Annotated in this window: 22 protein-coding genes; 4 read left to right on the forward strand and 18 right to left on the reverse strand. The window is 59.7% G+C overall.

The window, feature by feature from the left end; translation table 11 throughout:
* Positions 1-574: 574 nt before the first annotated feature.
* Positions 575-2515, forward strand: a complete 1941-nt coding sequence (locus PH558_RS19000) for a M23 family metallopeptidase (RefSeq protein WP_095435957.1) — start codon at positions 575-577, stop codon at positions 2513-2515.
* Between the two features lie 100 nt (positions 2516-2615).
* Here the strand turns inward: PH558_RS19000 and clpB are convergent, their stop codons facing one another.
* The 7 genes from clpB to PH558_RS19035 form a co-directional block, all read right to left on the reverse strand.
* Complete coding sequence (gene clpB / locus PH558_RS19005) at positions 2616-5216, reverse strand: ATP-dependent chaperone ClpB (RefSeq protein ID WP_095435958.1); 2601 nt, start codon at positions 5214-5216, stop codon at positions 2616-2618.
* Positions 5217-5602: 386 nt separating this feature from the next.
* Positions 5603-6298: a DUF4167 domain-containing protein gene (locus PH558_RS19010; RefSeq protein WP_285206046.1), complete on the reverse strand. Its 696-nt coding sequence runs from the start codon at positions 6296-6298 to the stop codon at positions 5603-5605.
* A gap of 346 nt (positions 6299-6644) precedes the next feature.
* Positions 6645-7520 (reverse strand): peptide chain release factor N(5)-glutamine methyltransferase, encoded by an 876-nt coding sequence (prmC, locus tag PH558_RS19015; RefSeq protein ID WP_285206047.1) that lies wholly within the window; start codon positions 7518-7520, stop codon positions 6645-6647.
* Entirely contained in the window at positions 7517-8596 is a 1080-nt protein-coding gene (prfA, locus tag PH558_RS19020) for a peptide chain release factor 1 (RefSeq protein ID WP_285206049.1), read from the reverse strand. Before prfA ends, prmC begins: the two co-directional genes overlap by 4 nt.
* 93 nt (positions 8597-8689) lie before the next feature.
* The gene (gene ptsP / locus PH558_RS19025) at positions 8690-10957 is read right to left on the reverse strand and encodes a phosphoenolpyruvate--protein phosphotransferase (protein WP_285206050.1); all 2268 of its coding nucleotides are present in this window, start codon (positions 10955-10957) and stop codon (positions 8690-8692) included.
* Between the two features lie 100 nt (positions 10958-11057).
* Positions 11058-12332 carry an aspartate kinase gene (locus PH558_RS19030; RefSeq protein ID WP_069612962.1) on the reverse strand — a complete coding sequence of 425 codons (1275 nt, stop codon included), beginning with the start codon at positions 12330-12332 and terminating at the stop codon, positions 11058-11060.
* A 170-nt stretch (positions 12333-12502) separates the two neighbouring features.
* The gene (locus tag PH558_RS19035; protein ID WP_113408970.1) at positions 12503-13129 is read right to left on the reverse strand and encodes a hypothetical protein; all 627 of its coding nucleotides are present in this window, start codon (positions 13127-13129) and stop codon (positions 12503-12505) included.
* A 263-nt stretch (positions 13130-13392) separates the two neighbouring features.
* On the opposite strand from PH558_RS19035, the gene ubiG reads away from it, so the two are divergent.
* A complete protein-coding gene (gene ubiG, locus PH558_RS19040) occupies positions 13393-14145 on the forward strand; it encodes a bifunctional 2-polyprenyl-6-hydroxyphenol methylase/3-demethylubiquinol 3-O-methyltransferase UbiG (RefSeq protein WP_285206051.1) in 753 nt (250 codons plus the stop codon).
* A gap of 34 nt (positions 14146-14179) precedes the next feature.
* Here the strand turns inward: ubiG and PH558_RS19045 are convergent, their stop codons facing one another.
* From PH558_RS19045 to PH558_RS19065, 5 genes are read right to left on the reverse strand one after another with little or no spacing between them, the layout of a single operon-like run.
* A complete protein-coding gene (locus tag PH558_RS19045; RefSeq protein WP_285206052.1) occupies positions 14180-14764 on the reverse strand; it encodes a DUF3291 domain-containing protein in 585 nt (194 codons plus the stop codon).
* Positions 14764-15192, reverse strand: a complete 429-nt coding sequence (locus tag PH558_RS19050) for a DUF1178 family protein (protein ID WP_113408973.1) — start codon at positions 15190-15192, stop codon at positions 14764-14766. The genes PH558_RS19045 and PH558_RS19050 overlap by 1 nt, the downstream gene beginning before the upstream one ends.
* Positions 15189-16046, reverse strand: coding sequence for a carbon-nitrogen hydrolase family protein (locus PH558_RS19055; RefSeq protein WP_095435966.1), 858 nt, complete (start codon positions 16044-16046; stop codon positions 15189-15191). Before PH558_RS19055 ends, PH558_RS19050 begins: the two co-directional genes overlap by 4 nt.
* A 24-nt stretch (positions 16047-16070) precedes the next feature.
* Positions 16071-16328: a glutaredoxin 3 gene (gene grxC, locus PH558_RS19060; protein ID WP_285206053.1), complete on the reverse strand. Its 258-nt coding sequence runs from the start codon at positions 16326-16328 to the stop codon at positions 16071-16073.
* A gap of 30 nt (positions 16329-16358) precedes the next feature.
* Entirely contained in the window at positions 16359-17135 is a 777-nt protein-coding gene (locus tag PH558_RS19065; RefSeq protein WP_285206054.1) for a ComF family protein, read from the reverse strand.
* 118 nt (positions 17136-17253) lie between these two features.
* On the opposite strand from PH558_RS19065, the gene PH558_RS19070 reads away from it, so the two are divergent.
* Entirely contained in the window at positions 17254-18138 is an 885-nt protein-coding gene (locus tag PH558_RS19070; RefSeq protein WP_095435968.1) for a methyltransferase domain-containing protein, read from the forward strand.
* A gap of 9 nt (positions 18139-18147) precedes the next feature.
* Here PH558_RS19070 and PH558_RS19075 read toward each other — a convergent pair whose 3' ends face one another.
* The 6 genes from PH558_RS19075 to PH558_RS19100 all read right to left on the reverse strand — a co-directional run bounded on the left by PH558_RS19075 (position 18148) and on the right by PH558_RS19100 (position 23013).
* Entirely contained in the window at positions 18148-18330 is a 183-nt protein-coding gene (locus tag PH558_RS19075) for a Flp family type IVb pilin (protein ID WP_095435969.1), read from the reverse strand.
* Positions 18331-18507: 177 nt separating this feature from the next.
* Complete coding sequence (locus PH558_RS19080) at positions 18508-18825, reverse strand: hypothetical protein (protein WP_069612953.1); 318 nt, start codon at positions 18823-18825, stop codon at positions 18508-18510.
* 761 nt (positions 18826-19586) lie between these two features.
* Positions 19587-20000 (reverse strand): 8-oxo-dGTP diphosphatase MutT, encoded by a 414-nt coding sequence (mutT, locus tag PH558_RS19085; RefSeq protein WP_285206055.1) that lies wholly within the window; start codon positions 19998-20000, stop codon positions 19587-19589.
* Positions 19997-20776 carry a GNAT family N-acetyltransferase gene (locus PH558_RS19090; protein WP_285206056.1) on the reverse strand — a complete coding sequence of 260 codons (780 nt, stop codon included), beginning with the start codon at positions 20774-20776 and terminating at the stop codon, positions 19997-19999. The genes mutT and PH558_RS19090 overlap by 4 nt, the downstream gene beginning before the upstream one ends.
* 10 nt (positions 20777-20786) lie before the next feature.
* Positions 20787-22028, reverse strand: coding sequence for a bifunctional glutamate N-acetyltransferase/amino-acid acetyltransferase ArgJ (gene argJ / locus PH558_RS19095; protein WP_095436369.1), 1242 nt, complete (start codon positions 22026-22028; stop codon positions 20787-20789).
* A 61-nt stretch (positions 22029-22089) separates the two neighbouring features.
* Positions 22090-23013 (reverse strand): peptidylprolyl isomerase, encoded by a 924-nt coding sequence (locus PH558_RS19100; RefSeq protein WP_095435973.1) that lies wholly within the window; start codon positions 23011-23013, stop codon positions 22090-22092.
* A 246-nt stretch (positions 23014-23259) separates the two neighbouring features.
* Here PH558_RS19100 and secA point away from each other — a divergent pair, with 246 nt between their 5' ends.
* Positions 23260-25980: a preprotein translocase subunit SecA gene (gene secA / locus PH558_RS19105; RefSeq protein ID WP_285206057.1), complete on the forward strand. Its 2721-nt coding sequence runs from the start codon at positions 23260-23262 to the stop codon at positions 25978-25980.
* The last annotated feature ends 94 nt before the right edge of the window (positions 25981-26074 follow it).

The following is a 26074-nucleotide window of genomic DNA, read 5'->3' on the forward strand; positions in this document are numbered from 1 at the left end:
CAGATCTCTCCAGGTCCCGCGAAGCTCCGCCGCCCACGTTTCTCTTTCTTCTCATCTTCAATTGTCAAATAACAGACCAGTAATCCCAGTCAAAAACAGAGCTTCCTTCAATCCCAGGCCCAGCCCAGAACCAACAATCAGCATCGCAGCCAATCCAGGAAACACCAGAGCGAGAGACTTCGTCGCCAGCAGCGCCGCCGCCCTCGTCAGTGATCGGGCTTATAGACCCTACCTCCGAACCAAGTCAACAGGCCTATTTTGAAAAAAATCAAAAAACGAATAACTGATTGATTCTTATGTTAGTTTTGTGAATATCCCTGTGGTCATCGAGAATAGCCTGCAAAAACACCCAGAGATATCCTATGGGGAGCGTCGGGCGGCCTGCATGATGACGGAACGAGCCGCAAAACCGCATTTCTACGTCCCTATCTTCATCGGCGACCCTGCCATTTTGTGGGAAACAGCATACGGATCGCCGCAAAAAACGGCCCGTTGATTTGACACTCCTGTCATAAATATGCACATCTTCGCCCCCAGCCTGCGGCTCGCATGAAGGAAGCGGATCACGATCGGCATGATGACGGACAAGATGATGCTTCGATCGCTCGGCAACGAGCCGCCTATCCTGGCCGATGGCCGGCGGGCGCCGGATCGGCGTGAAGTGTCTCTCCGTTGGCTTTCCGGCACCTTCCTGACAGGCCTGACGTCGAGCATCCTGATGGGCGTGGCTTTGTTTGCCGCACTTGACGGCCGCCAGCAGCTGGCGATCCCCGCGGAAGCCTATGCGACATCGGACAATCATAATGCCACCGACGACCAGGTCACCCGCGGCAGCCGGCTGATTTCCACCGCGATCGCCTCGAAGCCGTCCGACCGCAATATTCTCGAAGTATCGACCGTTGTGCGCGATGGCGACAAGGAGGTGGTGCGCCGCCAGCCCTTCGCCCATGTGAAGATTGCCCTCGCCACCAATCGCATCGCCAGCGAGAGCTACCCGCCCTTCGATCCCTTGGCGATCTTTTCGACGGATGACAACATACCGCAGCCGGCCAACAAGACCGGCGCCATCTATGGATCGGACGTCGAATCCGAAGTCAGCCTGAAGACGATTGCCTTTCCCACAAAGGATATTCCCTTCCAGCTCGCCGGCTCCATGTCGCTCGATGAGGTCGAAGAGAATGTCCGTTCCAACGGTTCGGTGCTGGCCGACGGTAATACCCAGCTTTCCGCGCTCTATTATGTCGATCCGCGTCGTTTCGCCAATGACGAATCCGACGTCGACCTGACGGCGGGCCTTGCAGCCCGCATCGTTGAAGAGAACATGTCGGTTTCCGCTCCGGAAGCCGTGACCGCACAGACGGAAGAATTTGCCGACGACATCATTCCCGTCCGCGAAAACATGTCGATTGCCGCAGCGTTGATCGGATCCGGTTACCTCAAGGCCGACGCGGACGATGTCGCAGCCAAGATCCAGCCGCTCTTCGGTTCGTCCGATGTCTCCGCCGGCGACGTGTTGCGTATCGGCATCCTTCAGAAGGGTGAGCAGGCGAAGATCATCCGCGCTAGCATCTATCGCGGCACGAAACATCTGCTCACCATCGCGCAGAACGACCACGGCGAATTCGTCGCCGGCAGCGCACCGCCGATGCTCGATGCCATCGCCACGGCCTTCGACAACGACCTGCCAGCTGTTGCGGCCGGCCGCGACCTGCCGAGCGTCTATGACGGCATCTATCGCGCCGCCCTTTCCTACGGCATGACCAAGGAGATGGTGGCGCAGATCGTCAAGCTGCTTGCGAGCAATGTCGATTTCCAGGCGCAACTGAAACCGACGGATTCACTGGAAGCCTTCTTCTCGGTCACCGACGACAAGGGACAGGCGACGGCCGATTCCGAACTGCTCTACGTCAACGCCAGGTTCGGCGACAACGTCACCCGCTTCTATCGCTTCGAGGATCCGACCGATCATTCGATCGACTACTTCGACGAGAACGGCAAGAGCATCCGGCAGTTCCTGCTGCGCAACCCCGTTCCGACGGGCGTCTTCAAATCTGGCTTCGGCATGCGCCGCCACCCGATCCTCGGTTTTGCGCGCATGCATACCGGCGTCGATTGGGCAGCCCCGCGCGGCACCCCAATCATCGCGGCCGGCAACGGCATCGTCGAAAAAGCCGGTTGGGATTCAGGTGGCTTCGGCAATCAGACACTGATCCGCCATGCCAATGGCTACGTCTCCTCCTACAACCACCAGAGCGCGATTGCCAAAGGCGTCGTGCCGGGCGCAAAGGTGGTGCAGGGACAGGTGATCGGCTTTATCGGCTCAACAGGCCTCGCGACCGGCCCGCACCTGCACTACGAGCTGATCGTCAACGGTACGAAAGTCGACCCGCTACGCATCCGCCTTCCCGGCGGCAAATCGCTGGAAGGCGATGCACTCGCCAAGTTCCAGGAAGAGCGCAAGCGCATCGACACCCTGCTCACCGACGAGAAGACGAAGCAGATAGCCAGCAAGTAGCGGCTGTCGCGGATATTGCCTTGCCCGCTCATCACTGTTCGGCCTGAAAGAAAAATGGCGGCCCGAAGACCGCCATCCCTATTCATTCACCAGCTGCCGCTTAGGCTGCTTCGTTCACAGCTTGCTTTGCACGGAACAACAGCCGATCCGAACCGCTGGTGACCTTGACGAGCGAGCCATCCGGAATCTGGCCTGACAGGATCTGCTCGGCGAGCGGATCCTGGACATATTTCTGGATCACCCGCTTCAGCGGCCGTGCACCGTAGACTGGATCGTAACCCCTGTTGGCCAGCCAATGGCGGGCATCGTCATCAAGTTCGAGCGTGATCTTGCGTTCTGACAACAGCTTCAGCAGACGTTCGAGCTGAATGTCCACGATCGCGCCCATCTCATCGCGCTTCAGGCGATGGAAGAGGATGATCTCGTCGATACGGTTCAGGAATTCCGGCCGGAAATGCGACCGGACGACTTCCATCACCTGTTCGCGCACCAGATCGCTGTCATCGCCATCCTTCAGCTGGGTGAGATACTCGGCACCCAAATTGGAGGTCATGATGATCATCGTGTTGCGGAAATCGACCGTGCGGCCCTGTCCGTCCGTCAAACGTCCGTCATCCAGAACCTGGAGCAGAATGTTGAAGACATCGGGATGTGCCTTTTCGATCTCGTCGAACAGTACGACCTGATAGGGCCGGCGGCGGACGGCTTCGGTCAATGCACCGCCTTCCTCATAGCCGACATAGCCTGGAGGGGCACCGATCAACCGCGCTACGGAGTGCTTCTCCATGTACTCGGACATGTCGATACGCACCATTGCCGTCTCGTCGTCGAAAAGGAAGCGTGCAAGCGCCTTCGTCAACTCCGTCTTGCCGACACCCGTCGGACCGAGGAAGATGAACGAGCCGATCGGCCGGTTCGGATCCTGCAAGCCGGCACGCGAGCGACGAACGGCACGCGACACAGCCTGAACGGCGTCACCTTGGCCGACGACCCATTTTGCCAGCTCGTCTTCCATCCGCAGCAACTTGTCGCGCTCGCCTTCCAGCATCTTATCCACGGGGATCCCGGTCCAGCGGGAAACGACCTGGGCGATATTGTCGGCGGTAACGACCTCCTGCACCATGGAATCGCGGGCACTATCCTGCTCTTCCGCGGCGTGGAGTTCCTTCTCCAGATTGGGGATCACGCCATAGGCAAGCTCGCCGGCACGCTGGAATTCACCCTTGCGCTGGGCAATGGCGAGCTCGTTGCGGGCATCGTCGAGCTGCTTCTTCAGATCGGCGGCGAGACCGAGCTTCTGCTTTTCGGCCTGCCAGCGCGCGGTTAGCGCATCGGCTTCCTCTTCCAGCGAAGCAAGATCCCCCTCCAGCCGCTTCAGCCGATCAGCCGAGGCCTGGTCGGTTTCCTTCTTCAGCGCCTCGCGCTCGATCTTCAGCTGGATGATGCGGCGATCGAGTTCATCGAGCTCTTCCGGCTTGGAATCCACCTGCATACGCAAACGCGCTGCGGCCTCGTCCATCAGGTCGATGGCCTTATCCGGCAGGAAGCGGTCGGTGATGTAACGGTTCGACAAGGTTGCAGCGGCCACCAGAGCGGCATCGGCGATACGCACCTTGTGGTGCTGCTCATACTTTTCCTTCAAGCCGCGCAGGATCGAGATCGTGTCTTCGACCGTCGGCTCCTCGACCATGACGGGCTGGAAACGGCGAGCAAGGGCCGGATCCTTCTCGACATGCTTGCGGTATTCATCCAGCGTGGTCGCGCCGACGCAGTGAAGTTCGCCGCGCGCAAGGGCCGGTTTCAGCAGGTTGGATGCATCCATCGCGCCGTCGGCCTTGCCGGCACCGACAAGGGTGTGCATCTCGTCGATGAACAGGATGATCTCGCCGTTTTCCGACTGCACCTCGTTGAGCACGGCCTTCAGCCGCTCTTCGAACTCGCCGCGGAACTTCGCACCGGCAATCAGCGCGCCCATATCGAGCGCCATCAGCTTCTTGTCCTTCAGCGATTCCGGCACGTCGCCATTGACGATGCGCAGCGCCAATCCTTCGACGATCGCCGTCTTGCCGACGCCGGGCTCACCGATCAGCACAGGATTGTTCTTCGTGCGGCGAGACAGAACCTGAATCGTGCGACGAATTTCATCGTCACGCCCGATCACGGGATCAAGCTTGCCTTCGCGAGCCTCGGCGGTGAGGTCGCGGGCATATTTCTTCAGGGAATCGAAGCCCTGCTCCGCATTGGCAGAGTCGGCCGTACGGCCCTTGCGGATATCGTTGATGACCTGATTGAGAGCAACTGGCGTCACGCCGGCATTCTTTAGAGTTGCCGAAGTGGAAGCCGAGGGTTCGATCGCCAAAGCCTGCAAGAGACGCTCGACGGTAACGAAACTATCGCCCGCCTTCTTCGCGGCATCTTCGGCAGTGGCAAAGACCTTGGCGAGCGGCTGCGAGAGATAGACTTGGCCATCGCCGCCGGAAACCTTGGGTAGCTTGGCAAGTGCGGCATCATTGGCAATGCGGGCAGCCTTGGCGTCGCCGCCGGCACGTTCGATCAACGAAGCGGCCATGCCTTGGTCGTCGTCCAGAAGCACCTTGAGAACGTGCTCGGGCGTGAACTGCTGATTACCCTGTGCAAGCGCATTGGTTTGGGCGGATTGCAGGAAACCGCGTACCCGCTCGGAGTATTTTTCAATATTCATATGAGACCTCCATGAATCGCTCTGCCCGGATCCGGCACAGACCGATGATTGAGATTGAGCCCCCTCTAGAGGCAGGCCCCGCCTTTCCGCCATTGAGATTTGCGGCAAGACAACTGGAGGAGATATGGGAGGATATCTGGAGAGTTTAAAGGGTATAAAACGCGAAAAAAGCGCGAGATTTGTCGCCACAGCCCGCCGACTTATTGGCCGGCTCAACCAGCTCAACCCCGGCTTCGGTCGTCGATGACATCGAATCTTTCCTCTCGCGACCTGGTAACCATTCCGCCCATTCCATTCGCCCACAGCAAAACGGCAACGGCAGCGCATCTCGCACTGCCGTTGCCGTTTCAATATTGTGACCACCTGCGCCAGAAGGCGCAGAAGTCTTATTCAGAGGTTGCGTCCGCCAAGGCCGGAGCTTCGCCGGAAGCGGCTTCGCCCTCACCGTCGCCACCGGCAGCACTGCGGCGCGGCTGGCGGCGCGGGCGGTTACCGCCGGCACTGCGGCGGCGCGGCTGGCGCTCGGTGGCTGCCACAGCCGGAGTTTCCTCTTCGATCGCCACTTCGGCCGGAATCCCTTCGATCACCGGCTGTGGACCGGTGCCGTTGATGACCTCGGGCTCGCTGGCCGGAGCGGCAGCAACCACTGGAGCAGCCTGCTGCTGGCGACCGTGGGGCTGAGCCATCTGCGGCTGATCGTCGATCTCCTGCGCATCGATATCGTCGATATCGCGTTCGGCATTATCGCGGTCATTATAGTTGTGATGATCGTCGCGCTGGTAACGCTCCTGCATCTGCGCCTGGGCGCTGGCAATGATCCGATTGTAGTGCTCGGCATGCTGCAGGTAGTTTTCCGCCATGACACGGTCGCCGGAGCTTTGAGCATCGCGAGCCAAGGCCGCGTACTTCTCGGCGATGTGCTGTGCGGTTCCGCGGATTTTCACATCGGGACCGGAGCTGTCGTAAGTCCTGGTCAGCGGGTTCGAGCCCTTGCGGTTGAAATTGTTGTTGTTATTTCCGCCGCCGCCGTTGTTGTTATTACCACGCCCCCGACCGCGCTTGTTTTGCTGTCCTGGCCTCATAGATCCTTCACCTGAATTCTCTTCGTTGGGATAAAATCATACACGGCACCTGCCGCCGCGGATCGGACACTTCCGAACCGGGGCCTGCGTGCCGCAAGCAAACTGCGCTTTAGCGCTCGTCTGCCGCTCGACTACGTCAGATTAACTGATCACGCATTGGGTTATCTTCAACCTTTGACACTCTTATCAGAGAGCGGATCCCCGAGGCTGTCCAAGATGAGCGAATCGTCTCGTTCATTCCCAGCCGCCCAACGCGTGAGCGCAACCTATATTGCTTCCTCAGGAAATCCAAGCTTTTTCTTTGCGATAACAACGGGGTTCCACAAATCCGCTGCAAAATGTCACGTTAATGTTGAAATTCAAACACAAGAACCCGGTCGTTCTGGCCGTAGTCCCGAACCGCCTCGACAAGGGAAAATCCTGCTCCTTCAAAAACCGAAGTAACCGTTTCACGCTGATCGTAGCCGATCTCCACACCAATCATACCATTCTGATATAGAAATCGAGCCGCATCTTTTGCGATCGCCCTGTATGCATCCAGCCCGTCAAGGCCCCCATCAAGGGCCATGGGAGGATCGAAATCCTTTACTTCTGGAGCGAGAGTGGAAATGACATTAGACGCAATATAGGGCGGATTTGAGACAATCACGTGAAAACGTTCGTGGATGGCTTCAAACCAGCTTCCCTGCGCAGTTCTGAACCGCGCCGCCAAGCCATTTCGCTCCGCGTTCCCGCGAGCGGTTTCCAGCGCTTCGCTGGAAATATCGGAACCAACGCCCATCGCTTTAGGGCATTCATGAAGCAGGGCCAGGCAAATGGCCCCAGTTCCCGTTCCGATGTCCAGTATATGGATATTGCCGATCTGGGATTCAAGGCGCCTGACATGCGGCAGCATCGTATCGACGAGAATTTCCGTATCGGGCCGCGGTTCGAGCGTCGCAGCCGAAAGCCGCAGCGGCAGGCCATAGAATTCCCGCTCGCCGAGAATACGATAGACCGGCTCATGATTGAGCCGGCGGGCGATCGCCGCGCGTACCATCACCGCATCATCCTCGGATACGGGCTCGGAACCGTGCGTCACGAGGCCGGTCGCGGAAAGATGCAGAAGACCGCCAACAAGAATGCGTGCTTCCGTGGCGGGATCATCGAGATCGGCCCCGGTAAAACGCGCGCGCACCTCCTGCAGGAGCCCGGATATGGTTGGCCCCTGCCCGCCACTCATGCCTGTTCGCCGAGCTGGGCGAGCTGGCTCGCCTGATAATCCGCCAGCAGCGCATCGACCACCTCGTCGATCTCGCCCATCATCATCCGGTCGAGCTTATAGAGCGTCAGGTTGATGCGGTGATCGGTCACGCGCCCCTGCGGGAAATTATAGGTGCGGATGCGTTCAGACCGATCGCCGGAGCCGACCTGGCTCTTGCGGTCGGCGGAACGCTCGCTGTCGGCCCGCTGGCGCTCCATGTCAAACAGGCGAGACCGCAGCACCTGCATGGCCTTAGCGCGGTTCTGGTGTTGCGACTTTTCCGAGCTCGTGACGACGATGCCGGAGGGAAGATGCGTGATGCGCACGGCGGAGTCGGTCGTGTTGACGTGCTGGCCGCCGGCGCCCGAAGAACGCATGGTGTCGATGCGGATATCCTCGGGCCGGATTTCGATATCGATTTCCTCGGCTTCCGGCAGCACGGCGACCGTTGCCGCCGAGGTGTGGATGCGGCCGCTCGCCTCCGTTTCCGGCACACGCTGCACGCGATGGACGCCGGATTCGAACTTCAGCCGCGAAAACACGCCCTTGCCGCTGATGGTGGCGATGATTTCCTTGAAACCACCCGCTTCGCCGTCGCTCGCCGAAAGCACCTCCACCTTCCAGCCGTTGCTGGCGGCGAAACGTTCATACATCCGGAAAAGGTCGCCCGCAAAAAGGGCGGCCTCGGAGCCGCCGGTGCCGGCCCGGATTTCGAGGATCGCGCTCTTTTCGTCAGCCGCATCCTTCGGCAGAAGCTCGATCTGGATGGCTTGTTCCAGCGTCTCGATGCGCTCCTTGACCTCGGGCAGCTCCATTTCGGCGAGATCGCGCATATCGCGATCGACCGATTTGTCGGAGAGCATGGTCTCGAGATCGGCTGCTTCGGCAAGAGCGCGCTCATAATCGCGGATCTTGGTCACGACCGGCTGCAACTCGGAATATTCGGAAGCAAGCTTCACATAGACATCCGCAGCCGGACCGGCAGACATGCGCGCCTCGATCTCACCGAAACGGCGTTCCAATTCGCGCATTTTTTCAACAGGGAGCTTCGCCACCCTCTACTCCAATTCTTCTTATTATCTCTGCTTTGATGTTGTGATGCGCATGATCCCGCCTGCAAACCGCTTCGTGTTTTTCAGGATCGCGCGCTAAAGCGGAATATTGTGGCTCTCGGCAAAGCGCACAAGGATATCCCGCATGGAACTCGTCGGCTGCTTGTCATCGAGCGCGGCTTCCATGACTTCGGACAAGGCCTTGAGATCGAGCCCGAGCAGCATCGCCTTGACCGGGCCGATCGAGGCCGGCGACATCGAAACCGAGCGGAAACCGATGCCGAGCAGGGCCATGGCCGAAATCGTCTTGCCCGCCAGTTCGCCGCAAAGCGTCACCGGCGTCTTGTTGCGTTCGCCAGCCCGCACGATATCGCGCAGGATGCGCAGGAACGGCCGCTCGAGCGGATCGAAGCGATCCGAAACGCGGGCATTGCCACGATCGACAGCCATCGAGAACTGGAACAGGTCGTTGGAGCCGACCGAGACGAAATCGACTTCCGCCATCAGTTCATCCAGCTGCCACAGCAGCGCCGGCACCTCAAGCATGGCGCCGAACTGCAGCTTGCGCGGCAGGCCATGCCCGAAGCGCGAGAGGTGCTGCACTTCCTTCTGCAAAAGCTCACGGACGGCCCTGATCTCGGAAACTTCCGTGACCATCGGCACCATCATCTTCAATTCGTTGTCAGCTGCAGCCTTCAGCATGGCCCTCAGCTGTGTGCGCAACAGGCCCGGCCGGTCGAGCGAGAGGCGGATGGCACGCCAGCCGAGCGCCGGGTTCTCCTCCTCATGTGCCCGGAAATAGGGCACGACCTTGTCGCCACCGATGTCGAGCGTGCGGAAAGTGACGACGCGCCCGCCCGCCTGCTTCATGACATTGCGATAGAAGACTTCCTGCTCATCCGCCTTCGGCATGGTCGAGGCGATCATGAACTGCAGCTCGGTGCGGAACAGGCCGATACCCTCGGCGCCGGATTCGGAGAGCTGCGGCAGGTCGACCAAGAGACCGGCATTCATCAGCAAAGAAATGCGCTGCCCGTCCTTGGTGACCGGCTCGACGGAGCGCAACGCACGGAACTGCTCCTGCCGGCGGGCGCGAAACCGCACCTTCTCTTCATAGGAACGTTGATGATCGGCCATCGGCCGAAGGTGAACATGGCCGCCATCGCCATCGATGATGACCGGATCGCCATTTTCCGCCAGCGCGACAACACCTACCGCCTGTCCGACGACCGGAATGCCCATGGCACGCGCCACGATGACAACGTGGCTCGTGACCGCGCCCTCTTCCAGCACAAGACCGCGAATATTGGAACGCGGATAGTCGAGCAGCTCTGCCGCACCCATGGCGCGCGCAAAGATGATAGCATCGCTCGGAAAACCTTCCGCGCTGGTGCGGCCCGAATGGCCGATGAGCTGCCGAAGCAGTCGGTTCGCCAGATCTTCGAAATCGTGCATGCGCTCGCGAAGATAGGGATCGGTCAGGCGCATCATGCGCGCCTTCGTGTCGCTCTGCACCTTTTCGACGGCGGCTTCGGCGGTCAGGCCGTTGCGGACGGCTTCCTCCAGCTTGCGCACCCAGCCCTGGTCATGCGCGAACATGCGGTAGGTCTCAAGCACCTCGCGATGCTCGCCTTCCATGGAAACGTCGCGGCGCGACAGCATGTCGTCGATCGAAATGCGCAGCGAGCCGAGCGCTTCGGCGAGACGGCCGATTTCCTTGTCGGCATCCTCGTTCAGCAGGTTGGTAACGACGATGCGCGGCTCGTGCAGCACGACATAGCCGAGGCCGATGCCTTCATTGTAGCTGTCGCCATCGATCGTGACGGAGCGAGTGAGATCGAGTTCCAGGCCAGGCTTGGTGATCTTCTTCAGCTCGCCGGTCGCGATCATCTCGGCCAGCACCATGGCCGTCGTTTCGAGCGCCTCAAGCTCTTCCTCGCGATAATTGCGGCTCGCCTTGTTCTGGACGACGAGAACGCCGAGCGAACGGCCGGTGCGTAGGATCGGCACGCCGAGGAAGGAGTGATAGATCTCTTCGCCGGTTTCCGGCAGGTAGCGGAAGGCCGGATGCGATTGTGCATCGGATAGATTGAGCGGCTGGGCGGATGCGGCAATCGTGCCGACGAGGCCTTGCCCCATCTTCAATTGCGAAAGGTGGACGGCCTCTTTATTCAGACCCTCGGTGGCATAAAGCTCAAGGACACCGTCGGCGCGCAGCACATAGACCGAGCAAACCTCGGCAACCATGTTGCTGGCAATCTGGCGGACGATCCGGTCAAGGCGCTCCTGCGGCTCCAGCGGCTCCGCCATCAATTCGCGTAGCCGCTTGAGCAGAACGCGTGGACCGCCGGATAGGTCTCTCATTGCGCCACTAGCTCCCGAATCAAGATGTCATGCCCGTCTTGCCCACGTCAGGGCCGGCCGAAATTCGCCTCCGTCACGGTCCGTCGTCAGCAGTCGTGACTCAACTCTTATCCAGACCGTAGCAGGAATGCAAAGTCCTGACTGCGAGTTCTGCATAAGGACCGTCAATCAGGATGGAAATCTTGATTTCTGACGTCGTAATGGCCTTGATGTTGATGCCTTTTTCGGCAAGTGCCCTGAAAGCGGTCGCAGCCACGCCTGCATGCGAGCGCATGCCGATGCCGATGACCGAAACCTTGACCAGACCTGATTCGCTCTGGACGACGTCGTAGCCGATCTTTTCCTTGTTTTCGCCAAGAACGCGCAGCGCCTTTTCGACATCGCCCGAGGGGACCGTGAAGGTCATATCGGTCTTGGAGCCGTCTTCGGAAATGTTCTGGACGATCATATCGACATTGATGTGGTTTTCGGCCAGCGGCCCGAAGATGGCGGCGGAAACACCCGGCCGGTCGGCAAGACGACGCAGCGAAATCTGAGCCTCATCCTTGGCATAGGCAATGCCGGTGACTACTTCCTGTTCCACGATTTCTTCCTCGTCACAAATCAGCGTTCCGGGCGGATTAAGCAGATCGCCCATGCCCGGAGCATCGGGATCCTCGAAAGAAGAGCGCACGAAAGTGCGGACCTTGAACACCATGGCGAGCTCGACCGAGCGCACCTGCAGCACCTTCGCGCCAAGAGACGCCATTTCGAGCATTTCCTCGAAGGCGATCTTCTTGAGGCGGCGCGCCTTCGGCTCGATGCGCGGGTCGGTCGTGTAAACGCCATCGACATCCGTATAGATATCGCAGCGATCGGCCTTCACGGCGGCGGCGATCGCAACGGCCGAAGTGTCGGAACCGCCGCGGCCGAGCGTCGCGACGCGATTATCCGGGCCTAGACCCTGGAACCCGGCGACGACAGCGACCTGCCCTTCCTTCATGCGGCGGATCATGTCTTCGCCGTCGATGTCGAGAATGCGGGCCGCACCATGCGCATTGTCGGTGCGGATCGGGATCTGCCAACCCTGCCACGAACGGGCGTTGATGCCCATGGCCTGCAGCGCAATCGCCAGCAGACCGGAGGTGACCTGCTCTCCCGACGCCACGACGGCGTCATATTCGCGCGCATCGTAGATCGAGTGATTGGCGCCGGAGACTTTCGGCATGTTCTGGACCCAGCCGACCAGTTCGTTGGTCTTGCCGGACATGGCGGAAACGACGACTGCCACTTCGTGACCGGCATCGACCTCGCGTTTCACATGGCGTGCGACGTTCTTGATACGGTCCAGATCCGCGACGGAGGTCCCGCCGAATTTCATCACGATGCGTGCCATGTGCCTCTACCAGTACCCTGCGCCGGGCGGCCGAATGCGGAAAGCCCGACATGCAAAATCGCCCTCCCGGTTCGGTAGCCGGAAAAGCGTGATCTCAATGGGGCCGTCTCTTAGCGAGTTTGTCGGGCAGGCGCAATAGCATCGGACGCAGAGGCGATGAAAAGTTTACTCTAAAAATCCACTTTTAAAGTCGACCAGAGCTTGTCGAGAATACCCCCTTCCTTGGGGATATTTTCTTTGTTGAGGAACGTGGCGACAAGCACGCCGCCTTCCGGACGGCCGGTCGCGACGATCTCATACTCCATGACGTCGTCGTCCGTGGTCGTCTCGGCCTTTACGCCCTTCAGCACTGTGCCGCTCGGCAATGTGCGCTGGGTTGATCGCTTGCTGATTTTCGCGCCGCCATTGATGCTCTCCTGCACCATCTGCTGGAGTACGACATCGGTATAGCTGGAAGGGTTGAGACCCTTATAGACTTGCACGATGATGCCGGTGCCGATCGGCGTCATCAGCGCATATTGCTGCACGCCGTCGCCGAGATCCGTCTTTGCGACCGTGAACTTGCCATCATGATCGAAGGAGAATTTGCCGCCGGTGAAGGTCACCGTCTCGCTGCGCTGCAGCTCCACCGGGACCTTGCGGCCATCCTTCATGGTGACTTCGAGCGTATCGCCGGGATTGATGCCGACGCTGACTCCATCGATCGTCAGGCGAAACCCCTTGCCGTCCCCGGCGCATGCATGGCTGGCCGCAAACCAGCACATGGCGACGACCGTCGCGAGACGGAGTGGTCTCATGAGGAGCTCCTCTACAGGCCAGTCGATCGCAATCGATCCCGGTTCCGAAAGTCCATTTCACAACCTGGCGATTGATCGGCCATAAAATACCGCCATGTCAACCTCCGCACCGCAATTCGCATCGCGCAATCGAGATACCCCACAGCTGATCGAAGACCGCAGGCCCTTGACATCGCGCATCGATCGTCCGACTTCACCCTTCAGGTAGAATTATTGCTTGCAGTCGTCCGAACCACAGAACGACGCAAATGATGGAGTGAACCATGAGCGAAACGGCAAAGAGTACAATCGACCAGAGCGAAGTTGACCGTTTTTCCGCCATGGCGGCCGAGTGGTGGAGCCCGACCGGCAAGTTCAAGCCGCTTCACAAGTTCAATCCGGTCCGTCTGGCCTATATCCGCGACCGCGCCTGCGAGAATTTCGACCGCGATCCGAAGAGCAGCCGACCGCTTGAGGGCCTTCGGGTGCTCGACATCGGCTGCGGCGGTGGCCTGCTGTCGGAGCCGGTAGCGCGCATGGGTGCCACCGTCATCGGCGCCGACCCGTCGGAAAAGAACATCGGCATCGCCTCGACGCATGCGAAAGCCTCCGGCGTTCCCGTCGACTACCGCGCCGTCACCGCCGAACAATTGGCCGAAGCCGGCGAAACCTTCGATATCGTGCTGAACATGGAAGTGGTCGAGCATGTCGCCGACGTCGAATTCTTCCTGTTGACCTGCGCGAAAATGGTGCGCCCCGGCGGCTTGATGTTTGTTGCGACCATCAACCGCACCATGAAGGCAGCGGCCCTTGCGATCTTCGCTGCCGAAAATGTTCTGCGCTGGCTGCCACGCGGCACCCACCAGTATGAAAAGCTCGTGCGTCCGGAAGAAATCGAAAAGCCGCTTGCCGCAGGTGGTCTCGAGATCACCGCCCGCACCGGCGTCTTCTATTCACCGCTGCAGGACCGCTGGAATCTATCCAAGGATATGGACGTCAACTATATGCTGCTGGCGAAACGCGCGAACCTGAGCTGATCGCGCGACTGCAAACCTGCCTCAGACCTTCGTTTCAAACTTTCAATGTCAGCACATGCGCCAGCAACTCACTCTGGCCTACGGCATTGCGAGCAACGATCTCTTTAATGCGAAGGCGGTCGATCTCCTGAGGCCGACCATCAGGCCCGTACGGCTGCTTGAACGAGAAGGCAGCCGGGCCGGCACCATGATCGTGAAGATATTCCAACCGCTCCACGCCGTCCTTCCACTGCGGAACGACCCCTGCATCCACCCACCAGAGGACCAATGGCGGCCAGCTCTGCCTGACATTCCAGTGCCGCGCATGTTTCAGGGCTTCGGCATGCACGCCGCTATAGGTAAATGCCATCAGCGATTCGATATCGGCCCAAAGCGACAGCGACGATGGCGCCGTCTGAAAGCCACTGCCCTCTATGAAACGCGGAAAGACCTGTTGACCCCAACAGGGAATGCCCGGCTCGCCGGAGTAACCGGATCGGCCAATAAAGCCATCAGCGCGGGCAGCGGCTTCGAAATTCGCCGCCTCGCGCAGCCGAAATCCCTCGACCTCGGGGCTCTCATAGGCAACATGCAGCCCGAAATTATACATGGCGAGATGTTTGCTGCCGGTCGCCGGCATCAGTTGACGTCGTCGGGCAGAACGGGAATGGCGGCGATCTCGATGCCTTCCTCGACCAAGGCTTGCGCCTCGTCTGGCGTCGCCTTGCCGATGATCCCACGCGCATCTGCTTCGCCGTAGTGGATCTTGCGGGCCTCTTCCGGGAATTTGGCGCCGACATCCTCGGCATTGGCCTTGATGGCGTCTATCGCTTCCTTGAGCTTTGCCATCGCCTGCTTGCGGGCAGTATCCATGGCAAGCGTCTGCATCTCGTCCTTCTTGCGCGCGGTCGAAACCGAAGGCGCCATCAGCTGCTTGGAGATCGCAGCCGAATTGCAGACCGGACAGGTGAGGAAACCGCTTGCGACCTGGCGGTCGAAATCGGCACTTTCAGAAAACCAGCCCTCGAACTCATGGGCATTGTCACAGGTAAGCGAATAACGGATCAAGCAGCGACGCCTCCAGCCGCCGGCGTCGCGATCTTCTCCAGCGAAAATTCACGCGCATTCTTCAGGTTCGGTATCTTGTCATGAGCTGACTTGACAGCGGTAACATCGATCTCGGCGATGACCACGGCCTCGCCCGCGCCACCGGCGGATGCCAGCACCTTGCCCCAGGGATCGATAATCATCGAATGGCCGAAAGTCTCACGGCCGTCCTCATGCTTGCCGGCCTGCGCGGCGGCAATGACGAACATGCCGTTTTCGATGGCACGGGCGCGCAGCAGGATTTCCCAATGCGCCTCGCCCGTCTGTTTGGTGAAGGCGGCAGGTACCGTCATCACCTCGGCACCGGCAACTGCCTGAGCGCGGAAAAGCTGCGGAAAGCGCACATCGTAGCAGATGGAAAAGCCGAGTTCGGCAAAAGGCAGCGAGGCGATGCGCGCCTCCGACCCCGGCCGATAGACGGCGCTTTCGCGCCAGCTCTCACCATTATCGAGATCGACGTCGAACATATGGATCTTGTCGTATCGGTTGATGAGCTTGCCATCGGGACCGAAGAGAAAGCCGCGATTGGCGATCTTGCCGTCATCCAGCGCAATGGCGGTCGAGCCGATATGCAGGTATATGCCGAGCTCTTTTGCCAGCTCGGACGCCGTCTTGACGATAATATCGTTCGGCTCGTCACGCAGCACGGCGCGCAGGCCCGGTCGATCCTTCTGCACGGCACCGGTCATCTCCGGCGTCTGCACGTAGATGGCGCCCTGTGAAGCGGCGTCGCGCACCAAGCGCGCCATGTCAGCCGCGTTCTTCACCGGATCGACACCGGAACACATCTGGATGGCAGCAGCCTTGAAGCTCATCGGTTTCTCCCTCGTCAATATGGATCAGGCTGCCAGCATCGAATCAAGCTTGCCGGCCCGGTCGAGCGCATGGATGTCGTCGCAGCCGCCGACATGCTCGCCATTGATGAAAATCTGCGGGAAGGTGGCGGCGCCGTTCGACTTCGCGATCATCTCCTGCCGCAGTTCGGGCGAATAGGTCGCGTTGTGCTCGACATAGTCGACGCCTTTGGATTCGAGCAGGGATTTCGCACGGGCGCAATAGCCACAGAATTCACGCGTATAGATAACGACGGATGCCATGATCCACTCCGGAAAAGCCTATATCGATTGTCATATAAGATGGCCGACGACCCTTGCAAAGGTCAAAACCGTGACATCGGCAGCCCCTGCTTTCTTCAGGGCCCGCGCAGCAGCCGCAACCGTGGCGCCGGTCGTATAAACGTCGTCGACCAGAACGATGCGCCGCCCGAATATATCGGCCGCCCGATGCTCGGAGACGGCGAAAGCCCTGCGCACATTGTCTTGTCGCGCCTTGGCTCCCAGACCCACCTGCTGGCTCGTGCGTTTGACGCGCAGGAGCGTTACGGCGAGCAGCGGTTTGCCCGAAAGACGGGCAATGTGGCGAGCAAGCTCGGCAGCCTGATTGTATTTGCGCGCAAACAGCCGGGCCCGATGCAACGGCACCGGAATGATCGCATCGCAATCCGCAATCGTGCCGTCGCTGGCGCGCAGCATCCAGCCGGCCATCATCGGAGCGAGATCGGTACGATCGCGATATTTCAGGCTGAGAACGAGATCGCGCACGATGCCGTCGTGAACGGCGGCGGAACGCAGGCGATCGAAGACGGGCGGATCGGCAATTGCCTCGGCACTCAAAATGCCGGCACCAAGATCATGGGAAAACGGACTGCCGAGCACCTCGCAATAGGGCCGCTCGATAAAGCGAATGCCTGACCAGCATGCCGGGCAAAGACCGCGATGCGCGCCGACGGACACTCCACAACCTGGGCAGGCCGGCGGATAGACAAGGTCAGCAAGCGCTACCCAGGGTCTTTTCAGCCCGGCGCCCAGCATCGACAAGGTGATTTCACGTCCCATCATCCCCATATGATTGAGACTAGCAATTCCGGGAAAAGTGTATAGCGGTTTTCCGTCCGGAATTGCGCAAGAGAAAACGCGCGTGCCGGCACGCCCCGCCGAATTGATGATAGTGCAGGAAACCACCATGGAAATCGTATTCGACCAATCGCTGCTTGCAGCCCGCAAGCGCCGGGCCTTGAGACAAGGCGACCCGAAAGCGGCATTCCTGCTCGACATTGCCGCCGGCGAACTGGCAGAACGGCTTGGCGTCACCGAACGCCATTTCGACGAAGCCGTCGAACTGCATGGAGCGACCGGCATCGCTGCGCGGCTCGCCCTGGCGACGGGCAAGATCGGTCATTTGAAAAGGATCGAAAGCGAAATGGGTTTTGCCGCTCCCGGCGAGACTATCATCGAGGCGCCGCCAGAGGAACTGCCGCTTGAGGCGGAATCGGTCAATCTCGTACTTTCGCCACTCAGCCTGCACGTCACCAACGACACACCTGGCGTCTTCATCCAGATCCGCCGCGCGCTGAAGGCCGACGGGCTTTTCCTGGCGGCGATCCCCGGCTCCGGAACCCTGCAGGAATTGCGCGACGTGCTGCTCGCAACCGAAATCGAGCTGACGGGGGGCGCCAGCCCGCGCGTCATCCCGTTTGCCGATGTCCGCGATGTCGGCGGTCTCCTTCAGCGTGCCGGCTTTACCCTGCCCGTCATAGATGCCGAAAACTACACCGTACGCTACGACAATCTGTTTGCCCTGATGCGCGACCTGCGCGCCATGGGCATGACCAATCCGCTGGTCGATCGCAGCCGCAAGCCGCTGACGCGTGCCTTCTTTCTGCGTGCGGCCGAGCTTTACGCCGAACGTTATTCCGATCCGGACGGGCGGATCAAGGCGACATTCTCGATCATCTACGTCTCGGGCTGGACCCCGCATGAAAGTCAGCAGAAGCCGCTGCGGCCTGGTTCCGCCAAGGCGCGGTTGGCCGATGCGCTCAAGGTTGAAGAGCACAAGCTGAAGCAGTAGGCAGCCGTGTCAGTTCTGGGACGCAGCCGAATTCTGAACCGTATCGGACAGAAGGTTGAATGTACGTGAGAGGCTGCCCCCGAAGGCGCCGACACCGCTGATGATTGCAGCCGACATCAAGGCTGCGATGAGGCCGTATTCAATGACCGTGGCACCGGTCTTATCGGTGAAAATACGCCGAACGGAACGCATAAGCTCGAAGCTCCCAGCATTGGACAACTGATAAATCCGATGCTCGTCATGGCATCCGGCAGGCTATGCTCATGCGCCAGAGCGTTTGTGCTTTCTTTTGAATCGCAAAACGCTCCATCTTTTTGTTTCTACGCAATTCCGGACGGAAAACCGCTAGGCACTTTTCCTGGAATTTCTCTATTGGCAGCCGCTGTCGGCACCATAGCCCTGGACGATACAAACCGAACCCGGTTCCTGCTGCAAAACGCTGCGGCGGATCGTATACCGCTTGCCGTTTTCCGTCTGCGGGATCGAACCCGTGGTAATATTGTCAATATCCGGCGCGCTTGCAAGCACGCGCGATTTTGATTTGTCGGAGAGCATCGGCGTGAGAATAAGCGAAAGCGCCACCGCCGCCGTACCGAACAGCAAAGCGATATTCAACGCGCCCGTCCTGCGCGACGTGGAATAGGACTGCTCTTTCTCCTGAACAGCTTTCCAGAAATCGTCGTCCATTATGTCAAGCCTTCTTTAACGCACCCAACAACCGCTTGATTGAGAGAATTCAATGCCAGAAGGTCATAAACGATCCCTTAATATCCACATGCAAATTAATGAGACGTAAAGTTCCGGGACAGTACGTGATTCGCATTATCAGGCTGATATTAAATGGCTAATTCTCGTTAACCATAAATGCGATGCACCGCCTTAACGCATTTCACACCGTCACCGCGTAAACCCGAAAATGGTGCGGCCCGCTACGGGACATCAAACTCGCCTCGCAGACACACGCGCTGCCAGAGAATTTCCTCCATACACCAAATAATAGAGGCTGACGCTTGCGCGCCATGATATACTGCCCAAGTCATATTTTATTATCTTGGGTTGCAGGAATTTACACATGGCAGGTTTGCTCAAGGCGGTTGGTGGTTTGGTGATTGGTATTGCGATCCTGGGATTGCGACGTTGTTTATTGGAAGTGCAGCCGGCGTAGCGGCAGGGCTGATAGGCGCCCTTTCCTAGGCTTTTAGCGGCGCCGTGATTTTTGCCCTTGGACTGATGCTCGAACATCTGGAGGCAATTCGCCGCGAATGTGACAGGCAATCTGACATGCTGACGGATTTGCTCCGCAAAATGCCGAAGACGGATGCATCCCTAGAGGACCGGGCGTCTTCCCCCTCGATCAGCTGGCAAAATCGACTTTCAAATTCAAGGATATCTAGACACGGCGCGACGCCGCCCCACGGCGGCGCTCCCTCAGCCCTTGCCATAAAAAGTTAAAGCAGATCCTGCAGGAACGGGATCAGCGGCTCGTCGGCGGGCGGCATGGGATAGTCACGCAGAGCCTGCGGCCGCACCCATTTGATCGCCTGCCCTTCCCGGCCATGCGGGATTCCTTCGTAACGCCGGCAGATGTACAGCGGCATCAGCAGATGGAAGGTTTCATAGGTGTGGCTGGCGAAGGTCAGCGGCGCGAGACAGGCGATTTTCGTCTGGATGCCGAGTTCTTCCTGGAGCTCGCGCGCCAAGGTCTCCTCCGGCGTCTCGCCAGCCTCGACCTTGCCGCCGGGAAATTCCCAGAGGCCGGCAAGCGACTTGCCCTCGGGGCGCTGTGCCAGCAGGATACGGCCATCGGCGTCGATGAGCGCGCAGGCGGCCACGAGAACGATTTTGCGGCCAATCTCGTTCATGCAGCCCCCGGCGGTCGCCAATAGCAATAACGATAGGCTTCGCGGAAGCCGAAACGAACGTAGAGCGCTAAAGCCGGAGTATTGTCGGCGCTGACCTGAAGCCAGGCGGTCTTCGCGCTGCGCATGCGCGCCCAGCGAAGCGCCGAAGTCAGGATCTCGGCTCCGAGGCCCTTGCGCCGATGCTGCGGCGAGACGGCAACCGACATGACGCCAGCAAGATCATTGTCCTGCACGCAGAGCGTTGTCGCCACCGGTCCGGCATCATCATTTTCGATGACGAAGAGGCCCGATGGCGGCTTGATGCCGCTCACCACCTCGGCCAATGCCGGCTTCAAAGCCGGATCGGCCTCATCGACGATAAGGCTAGCATCGACAAAACGGCCAACATCGTGGCTCGGCAGATGGTCCAGCATGTCAGGCAGTTCGAGATCGACGAGATTGGCGGTCATGACGATCGTCTCATCAAAACACGTCCAACGGCGCTCCCGTAGCAGATCGATGAGCTTCGGCGAGGCGAGAGGCGTCTCGCGCACGACCATCGGCCTGCCATAGGCCTCGAACTTGCGCTGTGCCTTAGCCAGCCTGATTTCGAGATCGCGATGGTCTGAGGGATCGAGCGGCACGACAGAATTCAGCCGCTTCGACGGATGACCCGCTGTTAGCCGAATCTGCCAGCTGCCATCATATTGCACCGACGAGGCGGGCCAGGCCCGGAAGCCGACGGCTTCCAGCCTGCGCACCAGGGGCAGCTTGTTTATCGTGGACTGCGCTTGCATCAGCTAGGTATCAGCTCCGGTAGTCGCCATTGATGGCAACATATTCCTTGGTAAGGTCGCAGGTCCAGACCGTTGCGCGGCCATTGCCGAGGCCGAGATCGACCTTCACGGGAATATCCTGCTGCTTCATGACATTCGAGGCGGCTTCTTCCGAATAGGAAGCGTCACGCTCGCCGTTGACGGCGACGCGGACATCGCCGAACCAGATGGCAAGCTTGTCGCGATCCGCCATTTCGCCCGCCTTGCCGACAGCCATGACGACCCGACCCCAATTGGCGTCTTCGCCGGCGGCAGCGGTCTTGACCAGCGGCGAATTGGCGATCGAAAGGGCGATGCGCTTGGCGGCCGCGTCATTTTCGGCGCCAGTCACCGTAATTTCGAGCATCTTCGTCGCGCCTTCGCCGTCACGAACGACCTGAATGGCGAGATCCTTCAGCAACTCGTTGAGCGCTGCGCGGAAGGCACCAAGCTTCGGATCGTCCGCGCGGTCGATATGCGCCTGCCCATCAGCTGCGGCAGCGCCGGTGGCAAACAGCATCAACGTGTCCGAGGTCGAGGTATCGCTATCGACGGTCATCGAATTGAAGCTCGGGCCAACGCCTTCGGACAGCAGCGTCTGCAGCGCGGTGGAGGAAATATCGGCATCGGTGACCACGAAAGAGAGCATCGTCGCCATGTCGGGCGCGATCATGCCGGCACCCTTGGCAATGCCGTTGATCGTGACCTTGACGCCGCCGATCTCGGCGGTGCGGGTCGCGACCTTCGGATAGGTATCCGTGGTCATGATCGCCTTGGCGGCCTCGAACCAGAAATCGCTTGTCGCATCCTTCGCCATCGTATCAAGCACGCCGGCAAACTTGGTGGCGTCAAGCGGCTCACCGATGACACCGGTGGAGGCGAGATAAACTTCATTTTCTCCGCAGCCGACGGCGGCCGCCGCGGACTTGGCGGTCAGTTCCGTCGCCTGGCGTCCCTTCAGGCCGGTGAAGGCATTGGCATTGCCGGAATTGACGACGACGGCGCGCGCGCTGCCGTGCGCCAGGTTCTTACGGCAGAAATCGACCGGAGCCGAAGGGCACTTCGAACGGGTGAAGACACCGGCAACGGCCGCCGGCTTGTCGAAGACCATCAGCAGGACGTCGGTCCGGTTCTTGTACTTGATACCGGCGGATGCCGTGGTCATGCGCACGCCGCGAAGGGCGGGCATGGCAGCAAAGGTTTTAGGAGCGAGCGGAGAGACGGAACCGGACATGAGAGCCACCTAATAGTGAAGGGCCCGGAAAACCGGGCCCTGATTGTTTGACTGCTGTCAATTACTGCTGCGGCTGAGCGTCAGGCGCTGCCGCACCATCAGTAGGAGCAACGGCGTCGTCAGCCGGTGCTGCATCCTGCTGCTTCTGCGCGTCGTCATAAGCCTTGCTGAGCGCCGGATCGTTGATGACGACCTTGGTATCCTGCTTGGCCTTGTTCAGGAGCTCAAGATACTTGTCGCGCATGACAAGCTGACGAACCTGGTCCTTGACCTGATCGAACGGCGGAGGAGGAGCATTGCGCTTGTCCTCGACCTTGATGATGTGCCAGCCGAAATCGGTCTTGACCGGGGTCTTCGTGTAGGTTCCCACAGGAAGCGCGAAAGCCGCGTCTTCAAATTCCTTGACCATGCGGCCATGGCCGAAATAACCGAGATCACCGCCGTCAGCCTTATTCGGATCCGTGGACTTTTCCTTGGCAAGTGCGGCAAAATCCTTGCCGGCATCGAGTTCCTTGATAATCGCCTTGGCTTCGTCCTCGGTCTTCACGAGGATATGGCGGGCATGAACCTCTTCCTGCTTCGGCAGGGCTGCGACTTCCTTGTCGTAACGAGCCTTGACTTCATCATCCTTGATGGCGTCGGCCACGTGAGCCTTGAAGTAGGCATTATGCAGCTCGCGGTCGCGCAGATAGGCCATGTGAGCCTGGAAGTCCGGCGTCTGATCGAGCTTCTCGGCGGCGGCCTTCTGCGACAGCAGCTTTACATCGACCGAGGCCGAAAGCGCTGCGACCTTCTTCTGGTCGTCCGGAAGCTGGCCGAGCTGCGGATCGAGGTTGGCGATTGCCAGATCGAGTTCGGATTGATGGATTTCGACATCGCCGACCTTGGCGACAACGGGGTCCTTGGCATCGGCCGCGAAGGCCGGAGCCTGAAAGGTAACGATTGTTGCGAAAGCAACCGCAGCAAGTTTGTTATACTTCAACATAAAATAACCCTTCGGTGATCTCGACCGGCTCGACAGATGTGAATCCGGCGTGAAAAAGCCTTCAGCAGGAGAATGTGGCCTTTCTGTATCGGCCAAATCCCGTTGACATCAATCGACCCCCCTCTTATCTGTCACGCAACCTCGCGTCCAGAACAGTTTCCGGCCGTTTTGTGCTATACTCCCGTTTTTTTCGGGAAGGGATAAAGCAGGAAACGGCAGGATGAAATCTCAGAAAGGACCAGTCACATGGTCAGCCTAGGTGGAATTGCCCGCAAGTTGTTCGGCTCGTCCAACGACCGCCGGGTCAAATCGTTCCAGCCGAAAGTAGCTGCAATCAATGCGCTCGAACCGGAGATGCGTGCGCTGTCCGATGAAGCTCTGGCCGCCAAGACGGTTGAGTTCCGCCAGCAGCTCGCGGAAGGCAAGACGCTGGACGATATCCTTGTGCCCGCCTTCGCGGTCGCCCGCGAAGCATCGCGCCGCGTTCTTGGCATGCGACCCTTTGACGTGCAGTTGATCGGCGGCATGATCCTTCATTCCAATGCCATCGCCGAAATGAAGACCGGTGAAGGTAAGACCCTGGTTGCAACCCTGCCGGTCTATCTGAACGCGCTGGCCGGCAAGGGCGTGCATGTCGTTACCGTCAACGATTACCTGGCGCAGCGCGACAGCGGCACCATGGGCCGCCTCTACAGCTTCCTCGGCCTGACGACGGGCGTCATCGTCCATGGCCTGTCGGATGAACAGCGCCATGACGCCTATGCCTGCGACATTACCTACGCCACCAACAACGAGCTCGGCTTCGACTATCTGCGCGATAACATGAAATATGAGCGCGCCCAGATGGTCCAGCGCGGCCATAGTTTCGCGATCGTCGACGAAGTGGACTCGATTCTCGTCGACGAAGCGCGCACGCCGCTGATCATCTCCGGTCCGCTCGACGACCGCTCCGATCTTTATATCACCATCGACGCCTTCATTCCCCGCCTGGCGAAGGAAGACTATGAAATCGATGAAAAACAGCGCTCGGCCAACTTCTCCGAAGAAGGCACCGAGAAGCTGGAAAACATGCTCCGCGAAGCCGGCCTCTTGAAGGGTGAATCGCTCTACGACGTAGAGAATGTCGCGATCGTCCACCACATCAACAACGCGCTCAAGGCGCACAAGCTGTTCCAGCGCGACAAGGACTATATCGTCCGCAACGGTGAAGTCGTCATCATCGACGAATTCACCGGCCGCATGATGCCGGGCCGGCGTTATTCGGACGGCCAGCATCAGGCGCTGGAAGCCAAGGAACATGTGCAGATCCAGCCGGAAAACCAGACGCTGGCGCAGATCACCTTCCAGAACTATTTCCGCATGTACGAAAAGCTCGCCGGCATGACCGGTACGGCATCGACGGAAGCGGAGGAATTCGGCAACATCTACGGTCTCGACGTGATCGAAGTGCCGACCAACCTGCCGATCCAGCGTATCGATGAGGACGACGAGGTCTATCGCACGCACGCCGAGAAATATAACGCCATCATCAACGAGATCCTCGATGCGCACAAGCGCGGCCAGCCCGTGCTGGTCGGTACGACCTCAATTGAGAAGTCCGAACTTCTCGCCGATCTCATGCGCAAGCGGGGCTTCAGCAACTTTCAGGTTCTGAACGCGCGCTACCACGAGCAGGAAGCCTACATCGTCGCTCAGGCCGGCGTTCCGGGCGCGGTGACGATCGCCACCAACATGGCCGGCCGTGGCACCGACATCCAGCTCGGCGGCAACCTCGAAATGCGGGTCGAGCGAGACCTGCACGAAATGGAACCCGGTCCGGAGCGCGACGCGGCCATTGCCCGCATTGCCGAAGAGATCAAGGAACTCAAGCAGAAATCGATCGCTGCCGGCGGCCTCTACGTCATCGCCTCCGAACGCCATGAAAGCCGCCGTATCGACAACCAGCTGCGTGGCCGTTCCGGCCGCCAGGGCGACCCGGGCCGCTCGAAATTCTACCTGTCGCTCCAGGACGACCTGATGCGCATCTTCGGTTCCGACCGCATGGATGGCATGCTGCAGAAGCTCGGCCTCAAAGAAGGCGAAGCGATCGTCCACCCCTGGATCAACAAGGCGGTTGAACGCGCCCAGAAGAAGGTCGAGGCCCGCAACTTCGACATCCGCAAGAACGTTCTGAAGTATGACGACGTATTGAATGATCAGCGCAAGGTCATCTTCGACCAGCGCGTCGAACTGATGGAATCGAAGGACCTCTCCGAATTCGTCGGTGATATGCGCCACGACGTCATCGAAGATCTCGTCGCCAGACATATTCCAGAGCGCGCCTATGCCGAACAGTGGGATGCCGACGGCCTGAAGACGGCTGTCGCCAACTTCTTCGATCTCGACCTGCCCATTCATGACTGGGTCAAGGAGGAAGGCATCGGCGAAGACGACATCCGTGCGCGCCTGACGGAAGCTGCCGAAAAGGCTGCGGCCGAAAAGGCTGAACGCTTCGGCCCTGAGATCATGACCTATGTCGAGCGCTCCATCGTGCTGCAGACGCTGGACAATCTCTGGCGTGAGCACATCGTCAACCTTGATCATCTGCGCTCGGTCATCGGTTTCCGCGGCTACGCCCAGCGCGATCCGCTGCAGGAATACAAGGCGGAAGCCTTCGAACTGTTCCAGGCGTTGTTGAACAATCTTCGCCAGGCCGTGACCGCGCAGCTTTCGCGCGTCGAACTGGTGCAGCAGCCAGCCGAGCCGGAGACGCCGCCGATGCAGGCCCGCCACATCGACGCGACGACGGGCGAGGACGAATTCTCACCGTTCACACTTGCAAGTGAGAGCGTTGTGGCCCCGGAAAATCGCGATCCGCGCAATCCGGCGACCTGGGGCCGCGTCGGCCGCAACGAGGCCTGCCCCTGCGGCTCCGGCAAGAAGTACAAGCATTGCCACGGCGCCTTCGAAAGCAGCGAAGTGGTCTGAAGCAAACCCATAGCCATGAACAAAAATGCCGCCTTCGGGTGGCATTTTTGTTTGTACTGATCCAGATCTCACCGTTGGTCGACAGGCGACAGGC

Origin of the sequence: Rhizobium pantanalense, assembly GCF_030182525.1 — a bacterium.
GTDB lineage: Bacteria > Pseudomonadota > Alphaproteobacteria > Rhizobiales > Rhizobiaceae > Rhizobium.

What these genes read in the sequence shown, in the direction of transcription:
- PH558_RS19000 (WP_095435957.1), top strand. Translation starts at nt 575, where the DNA reads ATGATGACGGACAAGATGATGCTTCGATCGCTCGGCAACGAGCCGCCT.
- clpB (WP_095435958.1), bottom strand. Translation starts at nt 5,216, where the DNA reads ATGAATATTGAAAAATACTCCGAGCGGGTACGCGGTTTCCTGCAATCC.
- PH558_RS19010 (WP_285206046.1), bottom strand. Translation starts at nt 6,298, where the DNA reads ATGAGGCCAGGACAGCAAAACAAGCGCGGTCGGGGGCGTGGTAATAAC.
- prmC (WP_285206047.1), bottom strand. Translation starts at nt 7,520, where the DNA reads ATGAGTGGCGGGCAGGGGCCAACCATATCCGGGCTCCTGCAGGAGGTG.
- ptsP (WP_285206050.1), bottom strand. Translation starts at nt 10,957, where the DNA reads ATGAGAGACCTATCCGGCGGTCCACGCGTTCTGCTCAAGCGGCTACGC.
- PH558_RS19030 (WP_069612962.1), bottom strand. Translation starts at nt 12,332, where the DNA reads ATGGCACGCATCGTGATGAAATTCGGCGGGACCTCCGTCGCGGATCTG.
- PH558_RS19035 (WP_113408970.1), bottom strand. Translation starts at nt 13,129, where the DNA reads ATGAGACCACTCCGTCTCGCGACGGTCGTCGCCATGTGCTGGTTTGCG.
- ubiG (WP_285206051.1), top strand. Translation starts at nt 13,393, where the DNA reads ATGAGCGAAACGGCAAAGAGTACAATCGACCAGAGCGAAGTTGACCGT.
- PH558_RS19045 (WP_285206052.1), bottom strand. Translation starts at nt 14,764, where the DNA reads ATGCCGGCGACCGGCAGCAAACATCTCGCCATGTATAATTTCGGGCTG.
- PH558_RS19055 (WP_095435966.1), bottom strand. Translation starts at nt 16,046, where the DNA reads ATGAGCTTCAAGGCTGCTGCCATCCAGATGTGTTCCGGTGTCGATCCG.
- grxC (WP_285206053.1), bottom strand. Translation starts at nt 16,328, where the DNA reads ATGGCATCCGTCGTTATCTATACGCGTGAATTCTGTGGCTATTGCGCC.
- PH558_RS19065 (WP_285206054.1), bottom strand. Translation starts at nt 17,135, where the DNA reads ATGGGGATGATGGGACGTGAAATCACCTTGTCGATGCTGGGCGCCGGG.
- PH558_RS19070 (WP_095435968.1), top strand. Translation starts at nt 17,254, where the DNA reads ATGGAAATCGTATTCGACCAATCGCTGCTTGCAGCCCGCAAGCGCCGG.
- PH558_RS19075 (WP_095435969.1), bottom strand. Translation starts at nt 18,330, where the DNA reads ATGCGTTCCGTTCGGCGTATTTTCACCGATAAGACCGGTGCCACGGTC.
- PH558_RS19080 (WP_069612953.1), bottom strand. Translation starts at nt 18,825, where the DNA reads ATGGACGACGATTTCTGGAAAGCTGTTCAGGAGAAAGAGCAGTCCTAT.
- mutT (WP_285206055.1), bottom strand. Translation starts at nt 20,000, where the DNA reads ATGAACGAGATTGGCCGCAAAATCGTTCTCGTGGCCGCCTGCGCGCTC.
- PH558_RS19090 (WP_285206056.1), bottom strand. Translation starts at nt 20,776, where the DNA reads ATGCAAGCGCAGTCCACGATAAACAAGCTGCCCCTGGTGCGCAGGCTG.
- argJ (WP_095436369.1), bottom strand. Translation starts at nt 22,028, where the DNA reads ATGTCCGGTTCCGTCTCTCCGCTCGCTCCTAAAACCTTTGCTGCCATG.
- PH558_RS19100 (WP_095435973.1), bottom strand. Translation starts at nt 23,013, where the DNA reads ATGTTGAAGTATAACAAACTTGCTGCGGTTGCTTTCGCAACAATCGTT.
- secA (WP_285206057.1), top strand. Translation starts at nt 23,260, where the DNA reads ATGGTCAGCCTAGGTGGAATTGCCCGCAAGTTGTTCGGCTCGTCCAAC.